Annotated in this window: 15 protein-coding genes; 7 read left to right on the forward strand and 8 right to left on the reverse strand. The window is 57.2% G+C overall.

The features are described from left to right. Positions 1-63 precede the first annotated feature (63 nt). Entirely contained in the window at positions 64-357 is a 294-nt protein-coding gene (locus AC2FH8_RS17655) for an ArsR/SmtB family transcription factor (protein WP_142639497.1), read from the forward strand. Here AC2FH8_RS17655 and AC2FH8_RS17660 read toward each other — a convergent pair. Beyond that, positions 354-3,350, reverse strand: coding sequence for an ABC transporter transmembrane domain-containing protein (locus AC2FH8_RS17660; protein WP_496690394.1), 2,997 nt, complete (start codon positions 3,348-3,350; stop codon positions 354-356). The genes AC2FH8_RS17655 and AC2FH8_RS17660 overlap by 4 nt on opposite strands. Before the next feature lie 214 nt (positions 3,351-3,564). Here AC2FH8_RS17660 and AC2FH8_RS17665 point away from each other — a divergent pair, with 214 nt between their 5' ends. Beyond that, the gene (locus AC2FH8_RS17665) at positions 3,565-3,954 is read left to right on the forward strand and encodes a DUF3307 domain-containing protein (RefSeq protein WP_416383939.1); all 390 of its coding nucleotides are present in this window, start codon (positions 3,565-3,567) and stop codon (positions 3,952-3,954) included. Between the two features lie 20 nt (positions 3,955-3,974). On the opposite strand, the gene AC2FH8_RS17670 is transcribed toward AC2FH8_RS17665, so the two are convergent. From AC2FH8_RS17670 to AC2FH8_RS17700, 7 genes are all read right to left on the reverse strand, one after another. Then, positions 3,975-4,697, reverse strand: coding sequence for a hypothetical protein (locus AC2FH8_RS17670; RefSeq protein ID WP_142639393.1), 723 nt, complete (start codon positions 4,695-4,697; stop codon positions 3,975-3,977). 55 nt (positions 4,698-4,752) lie between these two features. Then, a complete protein-coding gene (locus tag AC2FH8_RS17675) occupies positions 4,753-6,057 on the reverse strand; it encodes an NAD(P)/FAD-dependent oxidoreductase (protein WP_496690372.1) in 1,305 nt (434 codons plus the stop codon). Beyond that, a complete protein-coding gene (locus AC2FH8_RS17680; RefSeq protein ID WP_271951552.1) occupies positions 6,054-6,728 on the reverse strand; it encodes a TetR/AcrR family transcriptional regulator in 675 nt (224 codons plus the stop codon). Before AC2FH8_RS17680 ends, AC2FH8_RS17675 begins: the two co-directional genes overlap by 4 nt. Continuing rightward, positions 6,729-8,273 (reverse strand): trimethylamine methyltransferase family protein, encoded by a 1,545-nt coding sequence (locus tag AC2FH8_RS17685; RefSeq protein WP_496690373.1) that lies wholly within the window; start codon positions 8,271-8,273, stop codon positions 6,729-6,731. Positions 8,274-8,275: 2 nt separating this feature from the next. After that, positions 8,276-10,678, reverse strand: coding sequence for a GcvT family protein (locus tag AC2FH8_RS17690; protein ID WP_496690374.1), 2,403 nt, complete (start codon positions 10,676-10,678; stop codon positions 8,276-8,278). Between the two features lie 111 nt (positions 10,679-10,789). Then, entirely contained in the window at positions 10,790-11,419 is a 630-nt protein-coding gene (locus AC2FH8_RS17695) for a glutathione S-transferase (protein ID WP_271951546.1), read from the reverse strand. Between the two features lie 18 nt (positions 11,420-11,437). Continuing rightward, on the reverse strand, positions 11,438-11,968 hold the full coding sequence (locus AC2FH8_RS17700) for a class I SAM-dependent methyltransferase (RefSeq protein ID WP_271951544.1): 531 nt from the start codon (positions 11,966-11,968) through the stop codon (positions 11,438-11,440). Positions 11,969-12,168: 200 nt separating this feature from the next. Here AC2FH8_RS17700 and AC2FH8_RS17705 point away from each other — a divergent pair, with 200 nt between their 5' ends. From AC2FH8_RS17705 to AC2FH8_RS17725, 5 genes are read left to right on the forward strand one after another with little or no spacing between them, the layout of a single operon-like run. Further along, entirely contained in the window at positions 12,169-13,941 is a 1,773-nt protein-coding gene (locus AC2FH8_RS17705; RefSeq protein WP_496690375.1) for an ABC transporter ATP-binding protein, read from the forward strand. Continuing rightward, positions 13,934-15,844 carry an ABC transporter substrate-binding protein gene (locus AC2FH8_RS17710; protein ID WP_496690376.1) on the forward strand — a complete coding sequence of 637 codons (1,911 nt, stop codon included), beginning with the start codon at positions 13,934-13,936 and terminating at the stop codon, positions 15,842-15,844. The genes AC2FH8_RS17705 and AC2FH8_RS17710 overlap by 8 nt, the downstream gene beginning before the upstream one ends. A gap of 14 nt (positions 15,845-15,858) precedes the next feature. Next, positions 15,859-16,887 (forward strand): ABC transporter permease, encoded by a 1,029-nt coding sequence (locus AC2FH8_RS17715; RefSeq protein WP_271951540.1) that lies wholly within the window; start codon positions 15,859-15,861, stop codon positions 16,885-16,887. Continuing rightward, positions 16,884-18,038, forward strand: coding sequence for an ABC transporter permease (locus AC2FH8_RS17720; protein ID WP_281995905.1), 1,155 nt, complete (start codon positions 16,884-16,886; stop codon positions 18,036-18,038). The genes AC2FH8_RS17715 and AC2FH8_RS17720 overlap by 4 nt, the downstream gene beginning before the upstream one ends. After that, entirely contained in the window at positions 18,035-19,378 is a 1,344-nt protein-coding gene (locus AC2FH8_RS17725) for a CoA transferase (protein WP_496690377.1), read from the forward strand. The genes AC2FH8_RS17720 and AC2FH8_RS17725 overlap by 4 nt, the downstream gene beginning before the upstream one ends. Positions 19,379-19,433 lie beyond the last annotated feature (55 nt).

Raw genomic sequence — 19,433 nt, forward strand, 5'->3', positions numbered from 1 at the left:
ACCAATACGCACGTGACAGTTCAAGACCACGAAACACTGAATTCGGACGAAACTCCGCCCGGCATGCAGGAAAGTGCAGCACGTGCCGCCGCGTACCTTAAGACGCTGGCGCATGAAGGCCGCCTGATGATTTTGTGCCATCTGGGTGATGGCGAGAAATCGGTTGGTGAGCTGGAAAAACTGCTGCAAATCCGGCAGGCCGCAGTCAGTCAGATGTTGGCACGCCTACGAGAAGAACAGCTGGTGTCGACACGGCGCGATGGCAAAACCATCTACTATTCCCTGCAGGACGGAAATACAGCGAAAGTCATCCAGCTGCTATACGACCTGTTCTGCAAACCTGAAGCCAACCCCTAGTTCGAAACATAGCCGGCGATCACCTGCATCAGCTTGAAAGCGGTTGCGGCATCGTTTTCGACCACGGCCAGGAATTCTTCCTCACCGATACGCAGACAAGACAGGTCGGTTTCCGCAATCATGCTCAGGGCGCGGGGTTCCTTTCGGATCAACCCCAACTCTCCGACCAATGCGCCGGAGCCAACCGTTGCGATCAGTTGATCGGGACCTTCTGGTTGCGGCAAATACAGGCCTGCCTCGCCTTCCAAAACGACATAGGCCCCATCGGTGGGCTGGTCGTCTTTCAGGAACACCACCTCTCCCGGTTGAGCCTGGAACCAGCGCGCACCAAATGCCAGAAGGCGCAGCTGCCTGCGGTCAAGACCGGAAAACAGCGGCGTCTGTTCCAGCGCACGAAGCTTGCGCGCCAAATCGGCTGATGCTGCGCTATCTTCTTCCACGTCGGCGGGTCCTTCGTCTGAAACCACACGACCTTGCCTTATTTCTATGAACATGTCGAATACGTCAGGGTTTTCGTACTGATCGTTCAGATAAATCACCGTCGCATTTGGCAACAGGGCGCGCAGGTTTTTATAGACCGCAATCTGAGTTTCCATGTCATAGCTTGCCAAAGCATTATCCAGGATCAGAATGTCGGGTTTCTTGATCGTAGCCCGCGTAAAGGCCAAAGGTTCGGCGAAAACCGCAGGCAGGTTCTGCCCGCCCAGCGAGACCGGTACATCGTAAATCAGCTCGACCACCAAAGGTCGGGCTCCGTTTTCAGAAAGGACATCAACGATCAGCTTACGGACCTCATCTGATCGCGCGCCGCCGATCTGGCTGACCTTACCGAACAAAGCGTTCTCCATCACGGTCAGACCGGGGGCAAACTCGGTTTCCTTCAGCGGCACGAAGACATCATTCAGATGTTGCAGCAGTTTTTCGGAGTGGCTTTGCCGCAATTCAAGTATGCGGTTTTTCAATTCATCCGTAAACGCGGGGCCAATCTGTTCTGCCGAGATGACAAACGGAACCGCCAGAAGGTTGGCCAGTTGCCCATCATCCAGACCGCTGACACCTTCGTTTCGGGTGCGCTCTACCAGTTCGACTGCAGCTTCGTAGACTTCGGCCTGCAGGCCAAGCTTGCGGAACAACGGGTGGTCCGTGCCGTCCAACCCAAATATCTGGCGCAACATATCAATGACATCGCGCGTCAGGCTGACCAGGGTTTCGTCCAAGCCCAGCTCGCGCAGCTGCCCCAAAAACACGCCCTGACGGGTCAGTATTTCCTGAGTGACCGGAACGCAGGGCGTCGCGAAAAGCAGGTTTTCCGCGACCGGCAAGGCCGCATTATATGCATTGCGGTCAAAGATCAGAGCCTGCTGTTGCAGCCCAGCCTTGACTACCGCCTCCTGAACTTTGGGCCGTAGTTCAACCAGTTTTCTGACCAACTCGGGGTGCTCGTTGGCTTCGAATGTCTGTTCAGCACCGCGCTGAAACAGGGCAGCGCCCGAACCTAGACCGTCGATCAGTTGTAACCACCAGTCGCGCAGGTCTTCCACGGTGTTCAAACCAGCCAGCGACGGGTCCAGCCAATCAACTCTAAACGGGTCGGTACTGTTGCCCGCTCGTCTTGTTTCAGCAAAGCCGGGGTCGTCTGATTCTGTCGACAGAGGACGAAGACGCATCGGCATCATCACATTGTCGCCCAAAGTTCCCTGAAACATAACCGGTCGCGATGAGGCAAAACCGATCCGCGCAGCAATGACCCCCTGATGCAGCTTTGACAAATCTTCCTGCCCGACCGTTACCCTGCCGGAACTGGGCAGGATCTCTCGGGTCAGCAATTCCGAAACCGCACGCCGGTCTTCTTCGCTGGGCGCAGCGATTCCGATGGTTTTACCGCCTGGGAATGTCAGATCGAGGTCGTCCAGAACCAGATTCCCGTCCATGTCACGAACAGATGCATGTTTCAGAACAATATCCCCGTCCAGCCTGGGATGTTTGTCGGGCTCGCCTTCGAACAGGCTTTCGTCCTGCATTCCAGAGGGTGCAAAGCGTTCGATCACAACATCCCAGCGCAGGGACATATCCTGTGTCTGGTTGTAATATGTGAGCAACTCTTTCCAAGGCGAACTGAGGTCCTTGTAAGCCGCCAAAGCCGCAACCAACGCCCCCAACGAGACCGAGCCCTGCAAGACCAGAATGCCGCCAACCAGATAGAACAGGAATGGGGTAAGCTGCGAAATGAAGTTGTTGATGAACTTCATAAAGAACTTTTTCTGGTAGATATCGAAGCGGATTTCAAACAACCGGCCCAGCTGATCCGAGATCATGGCCCGGCGATACCGCCAGCCGCCATTTGCCCGCAGCGTTGACGCACCTGCTGCGTTTTCACCAATCTGTGCAGCCAGCACGCGCACTTCCTGGATGCGGCTTTTGTTCAACAGATTGATCTGGCGCTGCAGCTTTGGGATCAACCAGGCCTGTAACGGGATCAGGGAAACGGCAGCAAGCCCGAACCAAAAGCTCTGTAGGAACAGGAAGGACAGTATCGTGATCATCTGTCCCGCCTGCAATACCGGCTGGCTGATCGCATCGCCCATCAGCCCACCCATCGGCTCGCTTTCAGCGGTGATCATCGACACCATTTCGCCTTGGCTGACCCGTTCGAAATAGGGTTGCGGAAATCTCAAGGCGCGGCTGATCATCTGATACCGGAATCGGCGCAGCATCCGTTCGCTCAGGATGCCTTTCATGGTGTTGATGCGCATTTTCATCAAACCATGCGCCAGAACGGCGAGCAGAAACCCAATGCATAATATGATCAGAAAATTCGTTTGCGACAGGCTGTAGCCCAGCACATCAACAACAGGGGTCGCAGCCCCGATCGCGTCATTGATGATGCGCTTGGGCAGTTCCAGCGTCAGGTATAGCAGCGGAAACAAAGACGTGGTTACGGCCAGCAAAATCAGCTGGTCGCGCTTTGAATATTTCCAGATAAAACGGAAAATCGTGCGTTCTATGGAACCTGCCCCTGCTGCGGATCACTGACCCGGTCTTTACGAAATTCTCGTAAATTCAACAGTCTGAATTTACCGCAATCAAGCCTGCAGACGCAAATAGTTTCCGAATTGAACAGATATTTGCCGAATGTGAACAAGTTCATTTGCGCAACCTCACATTAGCCCCTACTGTTTGCTTCAGGACGATATCGGGAGGATTCATTTGCCTGCCACTCTAGGCACTGTGTTATTGATGCTCTGCTTATTGCAGATCAAACATATGTTTGCAGATTTTTACCTCCAGACGCCTAAGATGCTGTCCGGCCGAGGCGAATATTTTCACTGGGGACGCGCCCAACATGCCGCTGTACATGTTATTGGGTCGGTGTTGGTTTTCTTGGTATTCGGCACCCCGCTGCCGTTTATCGTAATCATTGCCGGGCTAGAGTGGATCGTTCATTTCAACATCGACTTTGCCAAAGCCAGCTATTCCGACAAAAAACAGCTTATGCCAACCCAGGCAGCCTTTTGGCGGGCAGCCGGGCTGGATCAGTGCATGCATAATCTGACCTATGTGGCAATGGTCTGGGCCTGGGCGACATTCGCGGCCTGAACCAGAATTACCACAGCAATTCAGAGCTGAGTGGCCGATGGATAGAGCGATAGCCACCTCTGGTCTATGGCATCGATCTTCTGCGGGTCGAACTCGGTCTCAACTTCCCAGTACCGGCCAGACTCCACGAAATATCCAAGATCCGACTCCGACCGTATGATCTCAGCCATCCCCGATGTAGAAGGCATCTCGACCGAAGACAAATCTTCGCTGTCGACCGAGGGGTAAACCAGTCGGCTTGGCCCTTCGAACAATCGCACTGTGCGACAGCCCTGCGCCGCAGCAAACAATCCTAGTCGCGCCGACTTCGCCTCAAGCAGTCGCAAGGTCACATCGGATCGCAACGGATCTGCGGCTCCGTTGCCGTAGAAATGCGTCCGACCCTGTCCGGAATAGATCATATCGCAACCGCAATAAGCCAGAACCGAGGGCTGTAATGCAGACAAAGCCCAGTATCCGGCGGTAAAGGCCATCGTTCCCCCGGCATAGACAAACCCACCGAAACCATTCTGTATCGGAACGTATTCATTTGCAGTGACTATACGCTGGATGTCACTGACAGATGTGGGCATGTTCTTGGTCGGGAAATCCTCGGGGTGGATCAGAAAATCCCAGTCTGCGCGGACCCGCCAGGCATTGTTGATAGCGACGATATGCGTGAACGGCGTACGCGCCCAGTCCCGCGCACGCAGCGCGGTGGGGGCGCTGCCGAGGATCAGAACCTTGTTCTTCGATTTGGTCATTATGCGTCCGGGCTCAACTCGATCCCGTGAATGCTAGTGCATCAGGACGCGTCGGCTAGCCCAAAACGGAAAAACTGCTTTCTTTGTTGATCGGGCGCTTGCGGGAATAGAAACCGACATCGATTGTGCGTCCAATATAGGGCAGTTCAAATTGTAGCGGCGCACTGTCATGATCCGCGCCGTCTTCGCAATACCCGATCAGCGCCGTCATCATCTTGCCTGCAATCGGCGCGTTCTTGTACTGATTTCCACTGGATCCGCAGGCCATATAAAAACCGGGAAGGCTGGATTTGTCATAGATCGGAATCCAATCCGTAGACGCATCATACAGGTCCACCACACCGCGGGTCTTGGAAGGAATGCCAAGACTGGGCACTCTCTGGGCATAGCGCATCGCTTGCGTCGTCCACTGGTCGGTAAAGTCACGATTATAGGTTACGTCATCTTCGCACCATTGATGTGGGTCGCATTCGGGGTCTTCCGAGCCCACCAGGATGTGGTTGCCATGCTCTGGCCGGCAATAGCAGGCGATATCGCTGTCCGACACGATTGTGCCGTCATTTTCAAAGTCAAACCCCTCGGGCGCAGGGACGTGAACGACCTCTTGGCGCAAGGGGCGGGTCTGAATGGTCATGTCATCCAGAACATCGGCCATCCCGTTGATGATGGCCGAACCCGGCCCGGCTACGTTAACCACAACTTTCGCATGAATGTCTTCTCCCGATGCCAACCTGACACCAGAAACTCGCCCGCCATCAGTCAAAATCTCGACCACTTCGGCCCCGGTCCGCACCTCGGCCCCGTGCTGTTTGGCGGCATCCATCAGGTTCTGTGCAGACAGGGCCGGATCGGTGACATACCCGGCCTGAGGCCAGTAAACGCCGCCTTGCATCTTGCGTCCGTTGGGCTGCCCAAACTCGGGATCATCCATGCGACGAGCGGGGGCAAAACTGTCCTGCGAATAGACCGGCAGCCTGTCGGTGACCTGTTCGGGGGACCATTCCTCGAACGGGCAATTCAGCGCGGAACTGTTCTTCATGTGTTTTTCCAGCAGCCCGTTCGCCTCGGTCTTCATGACCAGACAGCCGGTTTCGCGGAATTGGGCCAGATCGGCGCCTTGCGGCAGGCCAAGATACTCGGCCCAGTCGCGCCAATAATGATAGCCTTCCCAGGCGAATGCCGTGCCGTCAAAGGTGGAATAATGCATCCGAATGATCGCGCAGGATCCGGCGGTTGAGCCATGGCCAACCTGAGCGTTTCGGTCCAGAGATACGGTTTTCCACCCGGCCTTGGCCATTTCAAATGCGATGGCCGCCCCGATCACACCGGTTCCGATGATGATTGCATCTGGTTGACTCATGATGGCTCTCCTTTCCAGTGATGGCGCGAATAGGCGCTGAATTCTTCTACTTCCTCTGGCCTCGGCTCGACCCCGGTGAAGACATATAGATAATGCGGCACCATTGATATCCGCGTGGACATCGGTTCATTCAGCTGCGCCAGATCGTATCCTATCTGCATGTAATACAGCACGCGCGCACGGGTTTCCGCCTCGACCTCGGAATAGCCAAAGCGGGCAAACATGGCGTGCAGCGCTAGCAACCGTCGGGCGTCAGACTGGTCCAGCGCGCGCCGCACCTTGCCCGATTTGCGCGCCCAGTCGCGCACCGCGAAATCCAGCGCGGTGTCAAACAGGTCGGTATTGACGACACAGCGATGCACATTGCACACCGCACCGGTTATCGTCTTTGCCGGAGCTTCGGCCTGCGCGACCAATGCCGCAGTATTGGTGGCCTGCCACCGTGCCAGAAGAGCATCCAGCAGTTCCTGGCGCGATTTGAAGTACCAATAGAAGGACGACCGAGACACGGCCATCCGTTCCGCCAGATTCATCACCTTGATCTGATCGACCCCGTCTGAGATTAGCACATCCAACGCCACGTTCAGCCAGTCGTCGCGCGTGACCTTGATATTGCCGATCAGCGGTTCAGCTTCCGGGTCGTCCCGGTGCAGGATGGGTTTCGTATTCATTTAACTCTCCGGCGGCGCGCCGCCCTCTTCGGTACGTTTGGCAATAAAATCTTTCAGCGCGCCAATCTGGTCGCTGTTTTGCTCAGGTGGCTGAAAATTGGCCAAGATTTCCTTCCATACACCGGTCGCACGACTGTTTGCGTCCAACGATCCACGCTCGGCCCAGGTGCCGAAATTGGCATAATCATGGACATGCGGCTCATAGAATTCTGTATTATAGCGGTCCATCGTCTGGCTGGATGCAAAGAAATGTCCGCTGGGCTCAACCTCGCTTAGCGCGGTGTCGAACCCAATTTCAGCCTCGCCAGCCTGCGCCCCGGTGCACAGCTCGGCCACCATGTTCAGCACTTCGGCGTCGCAGACCAGTTTTTCAAAGGACACGGTCAATCCGCCCTCTAGCCATCCCGCCGAGTGAATGATCACCGTCGCCCCGGCCATCAGGCACCCCCACAGGCCAAACTGGTTTTCATTTGCCGCCTGCACATCATTGATGTTTGAAGCCGACCCCGCAGCCGAGCGCCACGGCAGGCCCAGATGCCGCGCCAACTGCCCGGCCGCCAGTGAGGCCTGAAAATGCGAGGGCGTTCCAAAGGCCGGAGCACCGGATTTCATATCCACATTGCTGGTGAAAGTGCCATAGCACACAGGCGCACCGGGACGTGCCAATTGCGTCAGGGTCAGTGCGGCCAACGCCTCGGCATGGGACAGGGTGATGGCCCCCGCCACCGTGATCGGTGCCATCGCCCCCATCAGCGTGAAGGGCGTGATGATTGACATCTGCCCGTGCCGAGCAAAGTCGATCAGCCCCTGCGCCATCGGAATGTCCAGTGTGCGCGGGCTGTTCGTGTTGATGATCGTATAGCTGTGCGGGTGGGTCCTAAATTCGTCATCCGACAGGCCCCGCGCGGTCGTCAGCATCTCAAAGCAATCCATCACCTGCGGTGTCCCGCGCGAGAAGAAGAATGGGAACTTGTCTGTCAGCTCCATCTGCGCCTGCGTGGTGAAATAGTGCCGCAGAGGGGTTGGGACATCCTGCGGTTCGACCTGCGGCGAGATCATTTGAAAGACGTCGAAATGATGGGTGAGTTTCAGGAACTCCAGATAATCCTGCCCCGTCGCCGGGCGACGCCCGCGCACCAGATCGGTGGCATTGGGGGCCCCTGCCCCCGGTTGAAACACAAGGCTACCCAGTTCCAGCGTGAAATCCCGGTGCGACGCACCGGCTCGGCAGGTGATGGATTTCGGGGCCGAGGCAACGGCGGCCTCGACCATGTCGCGACCAATAAAAACCATTTCGCTATCGACATCAACGCGCGCGCCAGCTTTGGCAAAAATGCTCCGCGCCTCAGGCAGCAGCACCTTGATGCCCAACTCTTGCAACAAACGCAGCGCGGTTTCGTGCATGTCAGCGATCTGATCCGCCGGAAACACCTCCATCACCGGGAATGGATTCCTCAGCTGGCGGTAGTCGACCTTGCGGTTGGTCGCAGGCGCGGCATCAGCGCCACGCGCTCGCCTTCGCCGTCCACGTTCGGGGTTGGTCATTGTCAGCCCCGCATCGCTTTGCCCTGTGGATCATAGGGCGACGGCGCGATGACCCGCGCAGGTCGTTCGACCCCAACCACATGGACAGACAGTTCGGTGCCTGGTGCGGCCTTGTCACGGTTGACCAGCGCCATCGCCAGGGACTTGCCGGTGTAGTGGCCATAGCCGCCCGAGGTGACAAAACCCACGTGCTCTGCCCCTGACCAGACAGGTTCGTATCCGCTGGCATCTGCGTCCAAAGCATCAACCTCAAGCGTCACCTGAACCTGCGCAGGACCATTGCCATCGCGTTCGGCCAAGGCGGCCTCTTTACCGACGAAATCCTTGTCCCAATCGATCCAGCGATCCATGCCGGTCATGCCCGGCGTGTACGCTTGCGTGAATTCCGCCGACCAGATGCCAAAGCTCTTCTCAAGCCGCGTGGACAGCATCGCATTGAAACCGCACTCGCGGATGCCCTCATCAGCCCCGGCCTCAAGCAACATCCGGCGCAGATTGATGTGATCGCCATAGCGGCAGTTGATCTCATAGCCTTTTTCACCTGTGACAGACATGCGCGCAACGCGAGCCCTGACAAGACCGATATCAAAATCACCACAGCCCATGAATTTCAGGCCCGAGACGTCCTGCTCGGCCAGTTTTTGGATTACCTCCTGCGATTTCGGCCCGACCAGACCGAACCCGCAATACTCCTCGCCCAGATCGCGAACCTCGACTCCGTCGATCATATGATCGTCGAACCAGCGCATATGCCAGGCACGCAGGTAATAGCTGCCCATGATCCACCAGGTGCCATCGCCCCAATTCAGAACGGTCAGATCCCCTTTTAGCCGCCCATTCTCACCCAGCATTGGTGCCAACTTGGCCCGTCCCGGCGCGGGCAGTTTCGAAGCCATCACGTGATCCAGCCACAGCTCGGCATTTGGTCCGGTGACCTCGAACCGGGAAAAGCCAGAGATGTCCATCAGGCCGACGCCCTCGCGGATCACCTTGCATTCCTTGGCCACGATGTCATGCGCGTTGGATCGCTTGAGGGTCGGCGTTTCTTCGAACCCTTTCGGCGCGAAGTACAGCGGCACCTCAAGGTCCCAGCTGACACCCCATTTGCATCCCGCTTCAGTCATCGCGTCATGAGCTGGCGCCATCTTCAGCGGACGACCGGCAGGCAGCTGTTCATTCGGATAAGTCATCACGAAACGGCGGGAATAGAATTGCCCGGTGGTTTCACGGATATAGCGTTTGTTCTGGGCAAAATCGCCATAGCGGGCAATGTCCATCGGCCATGCATCGGCCTCGGGCTCGCCATGGATCATCCACTCAGCCAGCGTTTTGCCAACGCCGCCGCCCTGCAGGAACCCGGCCATGACAGCGCAGGCGGTCCAATACCCGCGTTTGCCTGGAACCGGCCCGACCAGCGGGTTACCATCGGGCGAGAATGTAAACGCCCCGTTGACCCAGGTTTTGATGCCGACATTCTGGATCGACGGATAGCGTTCAAAGCCCAACGTCAGTTCATTCTCGATCCGGTCAAGCTGCTCCTGAAACAGTTCCTCGCCATAATTCCACGGCGCGCCGTCCATGGCCCAATGTTCATGGTCGACCTCATAGATACCGACCAGAACGCCCTTTTGGTCTTGCCGCATATAGGTGAACCCCTCGAGGTCCACGGTCATTGGCATCTCAAAATCCGCCGCCGCCACTTCGGGTACTGTATCCGTGATCAGATAGTGATGTTTCAGCGGCGACACTGGCAGCTCAACCCCAGCCATGCGCCCGACCTGCTTGGCCCAAAGCCCCGCGGCATTGACCACGTGCTCGCAAGTTATTGTGCCCCTGTCCGTCACGACCTGCCAGCCATCATCGGTCTGGATCAATTCCTCGACCTTGGTCTCCTCGTAATACTCGGCACCGCGTTTCTTGGCGGCAGTTGCATAGGCCTGAACCGTACCGGTCGTGTCGATATAGCCCTCTCGATCGGCCCACATCGCGCCCAGAACGCCGTCAGTCGACATGATGGGACAGCGCCTCTGCGCCTCTTGTGGGGTCAGCAATTCGCAATCATCGATGCCGATGGACTGGAATATACGATAGTTGGCCTGCAGCCACTCCCACCGCTCGGGCGTTCCAGCCAAAGTCAGACCACCAGTCATGTGCAGGCCGATATTCTGCCCGGATTCCTTTTCGATCTCGCTGAGAAGGTCGATTGTATAGGCCTGCAGCGATGCCATGTTCGGATCCGCGTTCAGCGCGTGAATACCGCCCGCCGCGTGCCAGGACGATCCCGACGCCAATCGCCGCCGTTCCAGCATGACCACATCTGACCAGCCGAATTTGGCCAAGTGATACAGAACCGAGGCGCCCACAACGCCGCCACCGATGACCACAACGCGATACTGAGATTTCATTATGCTCTCCCCTGCATGACTCGAGGGAGACGCTAGTGATACTGTTCACACCTGTCTAGACATTTCTGTACAGTGCAAGTGAGCAAGTTCAGACAGCTCAATTTCAACACCTTAAAGCTGTGCGCTTGGACGCGAAGCAATCTTGTCGAACCAAGACAGCGTCGCGGTATTTTCCTGTGGAATCCGCATCTTGATCACGCGGGCAAAGTCAACAAACACAAAGGTCGAGATATCGGCCAGCGTGAACTCAGCCCCCGCAACAAACGCACTATCCTTCAGCCGCGTTTCAAGCAAATCAAAAAACCGGCCAACCCGGTCCATGCCACGCTGTGCCAGCTCGGGTATCTGCGCATAGTTCGCCGGGCCCGGAATCGCCCGATCCTTGAACGCGGGATGGGTGTTGCGCAGAGCCTCGGCAATAGGCACTCCACCCTGCTGCTCGACAATGCTGTTCCACATCAGGACCAGCCCCTTTTCATCTGGCGTACGTCCCATCAAAGGTGGTTCGGGAAAGCGCGCCTCAAGATAGGCGGCAATGCCCAGGTTTTCGGTCAGCGTTGCGCCCTCATCCGTCACCAGAACAGGGATCGTCGCATTGGGGTTTACCGCAAGGAAAGCGCCATCCAACTGTTCCGCCTTTGCAATCGAGATATTGCGCGTTTCAATCTCCAGCCCTTTTTCCGCGATCAACATGCGCGCGCGGCGCGGGTTTGGAGCGGTCGTGCAATCATAGAAAAGCATTTGGTATCCTTCTCGCGCTTAGCGGCGGTAGATAAAGCAACGTCCGTCCACCGCATGTTCAGGCAGCGGGATTTCGGTCAGGTTTTCGAAATACATCCGGTCGCTGGACACCATCAGCCCACCTTCTGCCAACAACGGTTCTATCAGGGGGGAAACCAACCGCGCGAAAGCATCGTTCTTGTCCCTGTTATGGCCGCCAAGATCCGCATGGATCAAACTGGCCGTCGGCCCAAACCGTTCCAGCGCCGCAGGCAGAGTCTCACGCACATCCCCCAGAATCACCAGATCCTCGGGCGGGGTAGAGTCCGGATGGGAGGCCACGGCGCGCTCGAACACATAGACCGGACGGTTTTGAATGTACTGAACCATGTGATGATAAGTACGACCATTCCCCAATCCCAGCTCGAACACCGGACCGGACATGGTACTTGTCTGTGCAATGGCATGGTCCAGGCAGGCACGCTGCGACACCATACGGTCGATGAACAGGTCAAGACGGCTTTGGGGATCGGGCACTGGGAAATCTCTCCTTGATATTTGACGACACATAACCTGTGACCGACATCGCATGTGATGACAAATCCTCAAGGCATTGTGTAGGCAAATCGGCCTCAGTTTCACGTTTTCGCGACATTTCACCCCAAGAACGGGTTTGACTATACAGGCACAACCGCGCGAAACTGCGACAAAAAACACAGGGAGTTGATCAAGCCTATGCCGAGCTACGGCCTAACGGGTGGAATACCCGCATGACTGCGTTGTTGTCTGTCCGGGACCTCAGCATCGGATTTGGTGCCGGAGAGTCTGTGGTTCAAGGCGTCAACTTCGACGTCGAAGCGGGACAGACACTTGCGCTTGTGGGTGAATCAGGGTCGGGGAAAACGATCTCATGCCGGGCTGCTTTACGCATTCTTCCCCGAGCAGCCCAAATTCGAAGCGGTACGATTACTCTGAATGATTCTAAAGGCATGGAGGAACTGACCCAGATCAGCGAACGTCAGATGCGCGGCATTCGTGGCAATCGGATCTCGATGATCTTTCAAGAGCCGATGCGCTCGCTCTCTCCCCTGCACAAAATTGGCAATCAGGTCAGCGAAGTTCTTTGGCTGCATCGCAATGCCTCCGAGGCACAGGCCCGCAAAACGGTTCTGGAACAGTTCGAACGCGTGGGTTTTCCAGACCCTCAGCGCGCCTATGATTCTTACCCGTTCGAGCTGTCCGGCGGGATGCGCCAACGCGCCATGATCGCTATGGCCATGGTTTCCAAACCGGAATTACTGATCGCGGACGAGCCGACGACAGCATTGGACGTTACGACACAGGCCCAGGTGCTGGGGCTGATCAAAGAGCTTCAGCGTGAAACGGGAATGGCACTGATCCTTGTGACCCATGATTTGGGGGTCGTCGCCAATATGGCCGAACAGGTCGTGGTCATGCACAAAGGCCGCGTGATGGAGGCTGGAGCTGCGGCACCGATCCTGACCAGCCCTGCTCACCCCTATACCCAACAGTTGTTCAACGCCGCGCCCGAGATTCCGGATCAGGATGCGGTTGGCATCCCGATGCCCGACGAAGATCTGATCCTTCAGATGAAGGCCGTGTCGAAAACCTATACGATGCGATCCAGCAAGGGCTGGCAGGGCGAACGCCTGATCCATGCCTGCCGCGGAGTCGATCTGAACCTCGCGCGGGGCAAGACGCTGGCGATCGTCGGCGAAAGCGGCTCGGGCAAAACTACGGCCGCCCGCATCGCACTAGGGGCTGAGCCGCCTGATCCGGGCGGAGAGGTTCTGTTTCGAACCTCCCCCGATGAAGAAGCGATCACCGTTCACAAGATGACCCGGACCCAGCGCACCGCGTTTCAGCGCAAGGCGCAGATGGTGTTTCAGGACCCCTACAGCTCTCTCAGCCCTCGCATGCGCATTCAGGATGCGATGACCGAACCGTTGGAGATTCACCGTATCGGATCGACCGCCGAGCAGCGCGAAAAAGCGGCCGAGATGCTGACACGTGTTGGCCTGAACGCCGATATGCTGAAACGCTATCCCCATGCTTTTTCCGGCGGCCAAAGACAGCGCCTGTCGATTGCCCGCGCAATGATGCTCGACCCTCAGCTTATTGTCTGTGACGAACCCACTTCGGCTCTGGACGTATCGGTTCAGGAACAAATCCTGACGTTGCTGGAACATTTGCAGGACAGCCTGAATTTGTCGTATTTCTTCATCTCGCACGACCTTGCGGTCGTTGCACGCATTGCCGACGAAGTTGCTGTGATGCGTCGTGGGCTTGTCGTGGAACAGGCCCCGCCTGAGACACTGTTTTACAACCCTCGTCACCCTTACACCAAGGCACTGATTGCTGCGCAGCCAGAGCCCGACATCAACCGCCCCATCGACCTGAATTTGGTTGCTTTGGGTGCTGGTTCACCTGACAGTTGGGATGACGCCTTCCGATTTACCGACTCCGTGGTACCTTCATTGGTAGAGATGGAGCCCGGCCATAAGGTACGATGCCATGTTTAAGACCACTCGCCCGCTGTTACTGGCCGTTGCGCTGGCCGCAACATGGGCCCTGCCCGCCACGGCAGACATGCCCGAGTTGCAAGAAAGTACTTTCTGGGAAACCGAAGTGAATGCGGGGAACCTTCCCCCCATACAGGACCGAATTCCCGCCGAACCCCTGATTGTGGATCTTGCTGCAAAAGGCAGGGAATTCGGCAAACAGGGCGGCACTTTGCGCACAATGATTACTCGGTCCAAAGACATCCGGCAGATGGTCGTTTACGGATACGCCCGCCTTGTTGGGTTCGACCAGACCTATCAGGTCGTTCCAGACCTGCTTGAATCCTTCCAGAACGACGACAACCGCAAATACACCCTCAACCTGCGTGAAGGTCACAAATGGTCGAATGGCTCTCCGTTCACTTCCGAGGACTTCCGATACTGGTGGGAGGATGTGGCAAATAATGAACTGCTCAGCCCGTCGGGACCACCGGATTTTCTGATCGTCGAAGGCAAGACTCCGACCGTGACCTTCCCCGATGAAACGACCGTTGTGTTTGAATGGGAAGATCCCAACCCCGGCTTCCTGCAGGCTCTGGCACAAGCGCGCCCGCCTTTCATCTACCGCCCTTCCGAGTTCCTGAAACAGTACCACGAGAAATACGCTGACGCAGAAAAGCTTGCCTTTCAGGTTGAAGATGCCCGCGTCAAAAGCTGGGCAGCTTTACACAACAAACTCGACAACCTTTACAAGTTTGACAACCACGAGTTGCCAACCTTGCAGCCCTGGTTGAATGCAAGTTCGGGCAAAAAGATCCGTCACAACTTTGTTCGCAATCCCTATTTTCATCGCATCGATAGCCATGGGGTGCAGCTTCCCTATATCGACGTGGTCGAGATGGAGATCGTGGCCGGGGGTCTGGTTGCTGCAAAAACCAATGCTGGCGAATCCGATCTACAGGGGCGCGGACTGGCGTTCCGCGACGCTTCGATCTTGAAAAAAGGCGAGGCCGGTGGAGACTACAAAACCTTGCTGTGGAAAACCGGGGTTGCCTCACAGATCGCGATTTACCCCAATCTGAACTACGAAGACGAAGCATGGCGTGCCGTTTTGCGTGACGCGCGTGTTCGCCGCGCGCTGTCTCTGGCAATCGACCGCAAAACGATAAATCAGGCGCTGTATTTCAAACTGGCCCATCCCGCCGCGATGTCGGTCTTGCCTGCTTCGCCCTTCTTCAACGAAGAAAACGCAAAGGCATGGGCACAGTACGACATCGAATTGGCGAATGCGCTGCTGGACGAGGCCGGCCTGACCGAACGTGACAAGAACGGCACGCGGCTGTTGCCGGATGGCCGCCCGATGGAACTGGTCATCGAAACTGCAGGTGAGCGGCAAGAGGTCGAAAACGCCTTGCAAATCGTCACAGACACATGGCGCGACATTGGCGTCGATCTTATTATGCGCCCATTGGACAGGGACATTCTGCGCAACCGGGTGTTTGCCGGCAGCACAATGGCGTCCGTCTGGTACGGCTGGGATGACGGCATCCCGCAACACCACACCTCACCAGCTTATCTTGCCCCTACCGATCAGGTGTTTTTGGCCTGGCCAAAATGGGGGCAGTACCATCAGACCGGAGGCGATGTTGGTGAGAAACCCGATATGCCCGAGGCCGAGCGCCTGATGGAACTGGCCCATAACTGGGAGGTCGCCTCGACTGATGAGGAACGCAAGGCCGCATGGGATGAGATGCTGAAAATCCACGCTGACCAACTTTATGCCATTGGCATTCTGAACGGTGCGCCTCAGCCTATCGTCGTATCGAACCGCCTGCGCAACGTCCCCGAGCAGGCCATGTGGGCCTGGGAACCCGGCGCACATTTCGGCATTCACCGGCCGGACGAATTCTTTTTCGCCGACTGATCAGGAGCAGCCACATGGTCATGCTGCGCTATGCAGTCTATCGCTTTTTCACGATGCTGCTGACCCTTCTGGTGGTGTCGGTTCTGGTATTCGTGATTATCAACCTGCCCCCGGGCGACTATCTCAGCAATCAGATCGCTGAACTGCAGGCGTCCGGACAATCGGCGGGTGTGGCCAAGGCAGAATTCCTGCGCGCGGAATATGCTCTGGATCGCCCCATGTGGGAGCAATATCTGATCTGGATCGGTTTCTGGCCTGGCCCGCATGGGTTCGATGGGCTGGTGCAAGGCAACTACGGCTGGTCCTTTGAATTTGACCGCCCTGTCGCAGAAATCGTGGGCGACACGCTGTGGCTGACCGTCGTGGTCAATCTGGCCGCCATCCTGTTCGTATATGCGGTGGCCTTGCCACTGGGTGTCCTTGCAGCCGCGAAGTCGCGGACCTGGATCGACTATACCTCGGCCTTTGTAGGCTATTTGGGTCTGGCAACGCCGAACTTTCTACTGGCACTAATCCTGTTTTACTATGGGCACCGCTATTTCAACCTACCAATCGGAGGCCTGATGGACCCGTCCTTTGAAGGGCTGCCGATGAGTTGGGAAAAGCTGAAATCCATCCTCGTCCATTTGATCGTACCGACCTTTGTGATCGGCACATCTGGCGCTTCGGCGATGATGCAGCGATTACGGGCGAATATGCTGGATGAGCTGGGCAAACCCTATGTGGAAACCGCCATTGCCAAAGGCATGGCCCCGTCGCGGATGCTGACCAAATATCCGCTGCGTGTGGCCTTCAACCCCTTTGTCGCGGATATCGGAAACCTGCTGCCTTCGATGGTCTCCGGCTCTGTTCTGGTATCGGTTGTTCTGGGCCTTCAGACAATCGGCCCGACATTGCTGACCGCGCTGAAAACCCAGGACCAGTTCCTGTCCGCCTTCATCCTAATGTTTGTGGCTTTGCTGACACTGATCGGTACGATGATCTCTGACATTCTGCTGGTCATGCTGGACCCGCGCATCCGATATGAGGGGCGTGAAGCATGACCCAACATCCTGATGGTCGCTATGTCGACGACGCCCCATTCGATCCCGATGCCGCCCTGCAACAGCTTGAGCGCGCCGATTTGGATGCTCCGAACTGGATTCTGGTCTGGCGCAAATTCCGAACCCACAAGCTGGGCCTGATTTCCGGCGTCTTCCTGTTGCTGTGCTATCTCATGCTGCCCTTTGCGGGTTTCATCGCGCCTTATGGCCCGAATGAACGTAATGACGAGCACCTCTATGCCCCGCCGCAAAGCATCAACTGGTTCCATGAGGGCAAATTCATCGGGCCTTATGTCTATTCGATGGTGGCCGAGGCGGATCTGGAGACCTTCCAGTGGAAGTTCGTTGCCGACACCGACACACCGCGGCCAATCAAGTTTTTCTGCGAAGGGGCCGAGTACAAGCTGGCGGGTCTGATCAAGTCGGACACGCATCTGTTCTGCGCGCCTGAAGACGCGACTTTGTTCCTTTGGGGGTCGGATCGTCTAGGCCGTGATGTATTCAGCCGTATCCTCTTTGGCGCCCAGCTGTCATTGACGGTGGGTCTGATCGGGATTTCAGTGTCCTTCTTTCTTGGTATCCTGTTCGGCTCGATTGCGGGATATTTTGGCGGCAGAATCGACTGGGTGATTAACCGTATAATCGAAATTCTGCGCTCACTACCTGAATTGCCCCTTTGGCTCGCGCTATCAGCGGCGGTCCCCTCGAATTGGAGCCCGGTCGCGGTATTCTTCATCATCTCGATTATCCTGGGGATTCTCGACTGGCCTGGCCTTGCGCGATCTGTTCGTGCCAAATTCCTATCGTTGCGCGAAGAAGAATACGTACGTGCAGCCGAAATGATGGGAGCAAGCTCGGGCCGGGTGATCCGCAAGCACCTGCTACCCAACTTCATGTCGCACCTGATCGCATCGGCAACCCTGTCGATCCCGGCAATGATCCTGGGCGAAACGGCGCTCAGCTTCCTTGGGCTTGGGCTGCGCGCCCCGGCCGTCAGCTGGGGTGTGATGCTGAATGATGCGCAGAACCTTGCGTCGATCGAGATCTACCCCTGGACGGCCATCCCGATGCTGCCGATCATTGTCATCGTGCTGGCATTCAACTTTCTGGGTGACGGGCTTCGTGACAGCCTGGATCCATATCAGCAATGACGCTGTTATCCGTACTGCCATCACCCGAAGGGTATCGGACAACCGGCACCGGAGCCCGACCCAGCGTGTATGCAGTCTCCGAACTGGCGACCGCCAGCTTTGCGGCTGTTGGTCAGGAACTGGCACGCCTGATGGGCGCGCTGAACCTGACCCAATGCCCGCCCGAGATTTTGGTCGATCACCGGTTGGCGTCTCTCTGGTACGGATATTCTTTCAAACCCGATGGCTGGGAAATGCCCAACCTCTGGGACAGTATCGCCGGTGATTACCTTGCCAATGACGGTTGGATCAGATTGCACACGAACCTGCCTCAGCACCGTGCGGCCGCCCTGAAAGTCCTGAAGGTCAAAGGAGATCGGGACGCGGTTACAAAGGCTGTTGCAACTATGTCGGCAGCCAGTCTTGAAAACGCTGTCGTGGCTGAGGGCGGTGTCGCAGCCGCCATGCGCAGCCGCGGGGAATGGCAGGATCATCCACAGGGGCGCGCGGTTTCACGGGACCCGCTGATCGGATGGCACAAACCCCGACAGATTAAGCTTCGCGACCGGCCAGAGGCAACGGCCAAGCGCCCGCTGGCAGGTCTGCGCGTGCTTGATCTGACCCGCGTTCTGGCCGGTCCGGTTTCAACTAGAACTCTGGCGGGGTTCGGGGCAGAGGTTCTGCGCATTGATCCTCCGGACTGGGACGAGCCGGGTGTGATCCCGGATATTTCTCTGGGTAAGCGCTGTGCCTATCTGGACCTGAAATCCCCCGCAGGGATCGAGTTGCTACACGGCTTGCTGACCCAGGCGGATGTCTTCATTCACGGCTATCGCCCTGGCGCATTGGACGCGCTGGGCCTCACCCAAGCCAAACGGGACGAGCTTGCCCCGAACAGAGTAGAAGTCACACTGAATGCCTATGGCTGGCAAGGCCCTTGGTCTTCGCGGCGCGGATTTGACAGCCTCGTACAGATGAGCAGCGGGATTGCCGATGCAGGTCGGGTATGGGCCGGTGCAGACAAGCCGACACCCCTGCCGGTGCAGGCGCTGGACCACGCGACTGGATATCTGATGGCTGCCGCCGTCCTGTCAGCATTGTCCGAAGCCGCGAAGGGTGCGCCGATCATGCAGGCCCGATTGTCGCTGGCACGCTCGGCTGACCTGCTGACCATTCTAGGCAAGTTCGACACCAAGACAGAAATTGGCGCTTCGGTTCCTGCTGATTTCACGACCAAGACCGAAACCTCTGGATGGGGACCGGGCCACAGGTTGAAGCCCGCGCTCTCGGTTGGTCCGGCCCAGATGTCGTGGGACCTGCCCGCAAGCAAGCTGGGCACGTCGAGCGCCACCTGGTCATAGCCCTACGCCTACACCCTCGCCGGCAGCCGCGCGGTCCGGCCCAACGCTTTGGAAG

This window comes from Ruegeria sp. CDSC025, assembly GCF_059610805.1.

What these genes read in the sequence shown, in the direction of transcription:
- AC2FH8_RS17655 (WP_142639497.1), top strand. Translation starts at nt 64, where the DNA reads ATGCAGGAAAGTGCAGCACGTGCCGCCGCGTACCTTAAGACGCTGGCG.
- AC2FH8_RS17670 (WP_142639393.1), bottom strand. Translation starts at nt 4,697, where the DNA reads ATGACCAAATCGAAGAACAAGGTTCTGATCCTCGGCAGCGCCCCCACC.
- AC2FH8_RS17675 (WP_496690372.1), bottom strand. Translation starts at nt 6,057, where the DNA reads ATGAGTCAACCAGATGCAATCATCATCGGAACCGGTGTGATCGGGGCG.
- AC2FH8_RS17680 (WP_271951552.1), bottom strand. Translation starts at nt 6,728, where the DNA reads ATGAATACGAAACCCATCCTGCACCGGGACGACCCGGAAGCTGAACCG.
- AC2FH8_RS17685 (WP_496690373.1), bottom strand. Translation starts at nt 8,273, where the DNA reads ATGACCAACCCCGAACGTGGACGGCGAAGGCGAGCGCGTGGCGCTGAT.
- AC2FH8_RS17690 (WP_496690374.1), bottom strand. Translation starts at nt 10,678, where the DNA reads ATGAAATCTCAGTATCGCGTTGTGGTCATCGGTGGCGGCGTTGTGGGC.
- AC2FH8_RS17695 (WP_271951546.1), bottom strand. Translation starts at nt 11,419, where the DNA reads ATGCTTTTCTATGATTGCACGACCGCTCCAAACCCGCGCCGCGCGCGC.
- AC2FH8_RS17700 (WP_271951544.1), bottom strand. Translation starts at nt 11,968, where the DNA reads ATGTGTCGTCAAATATCAAGGAGAGATTTCCCAGTGCCCGATCCCCAA.
- AC2FH8_RS17705 (WP_496690375.1), top strand. Translation starts at nt 12,169, where the DNA reads ATGACTGCGTTGTTGTCTGTCCGGGACCTCAGCATCGGATTTGGTGCC.
- AC2FH8_RS17710 (WP_496690376.1), top strand. Translation starts at nt 13,934, where the DNA reads ATGTTTAAGACCACTCGCCCGCTGTTACTGGCCGTTGCGCTGGCCGCA.
- AC2FH8_RS17715 (WP_271951540.1), top strand. Translation starts at nt 15,859, where the DNA reads ATGGTCATGCTGCGCTATGCAGTCTATCGCTTTTTCACGATGCTGCTG.
- AC2FH8_RS17720 (WP_281995905.1), top strand. Translation starts at nt 16,884, where the DNA reads ATGACCCAACATCCTGATGGTCGCTATGTCGACGACGCCCCATTCGAT.
- AC2FH8_RS17725 (WP_496690377.1), top strand. Translation starts at nt 18,035, where the DNA reads ATGACGCTGTTATCCGTACTGCCATCACCCGAAGGGTATCGGACAACC.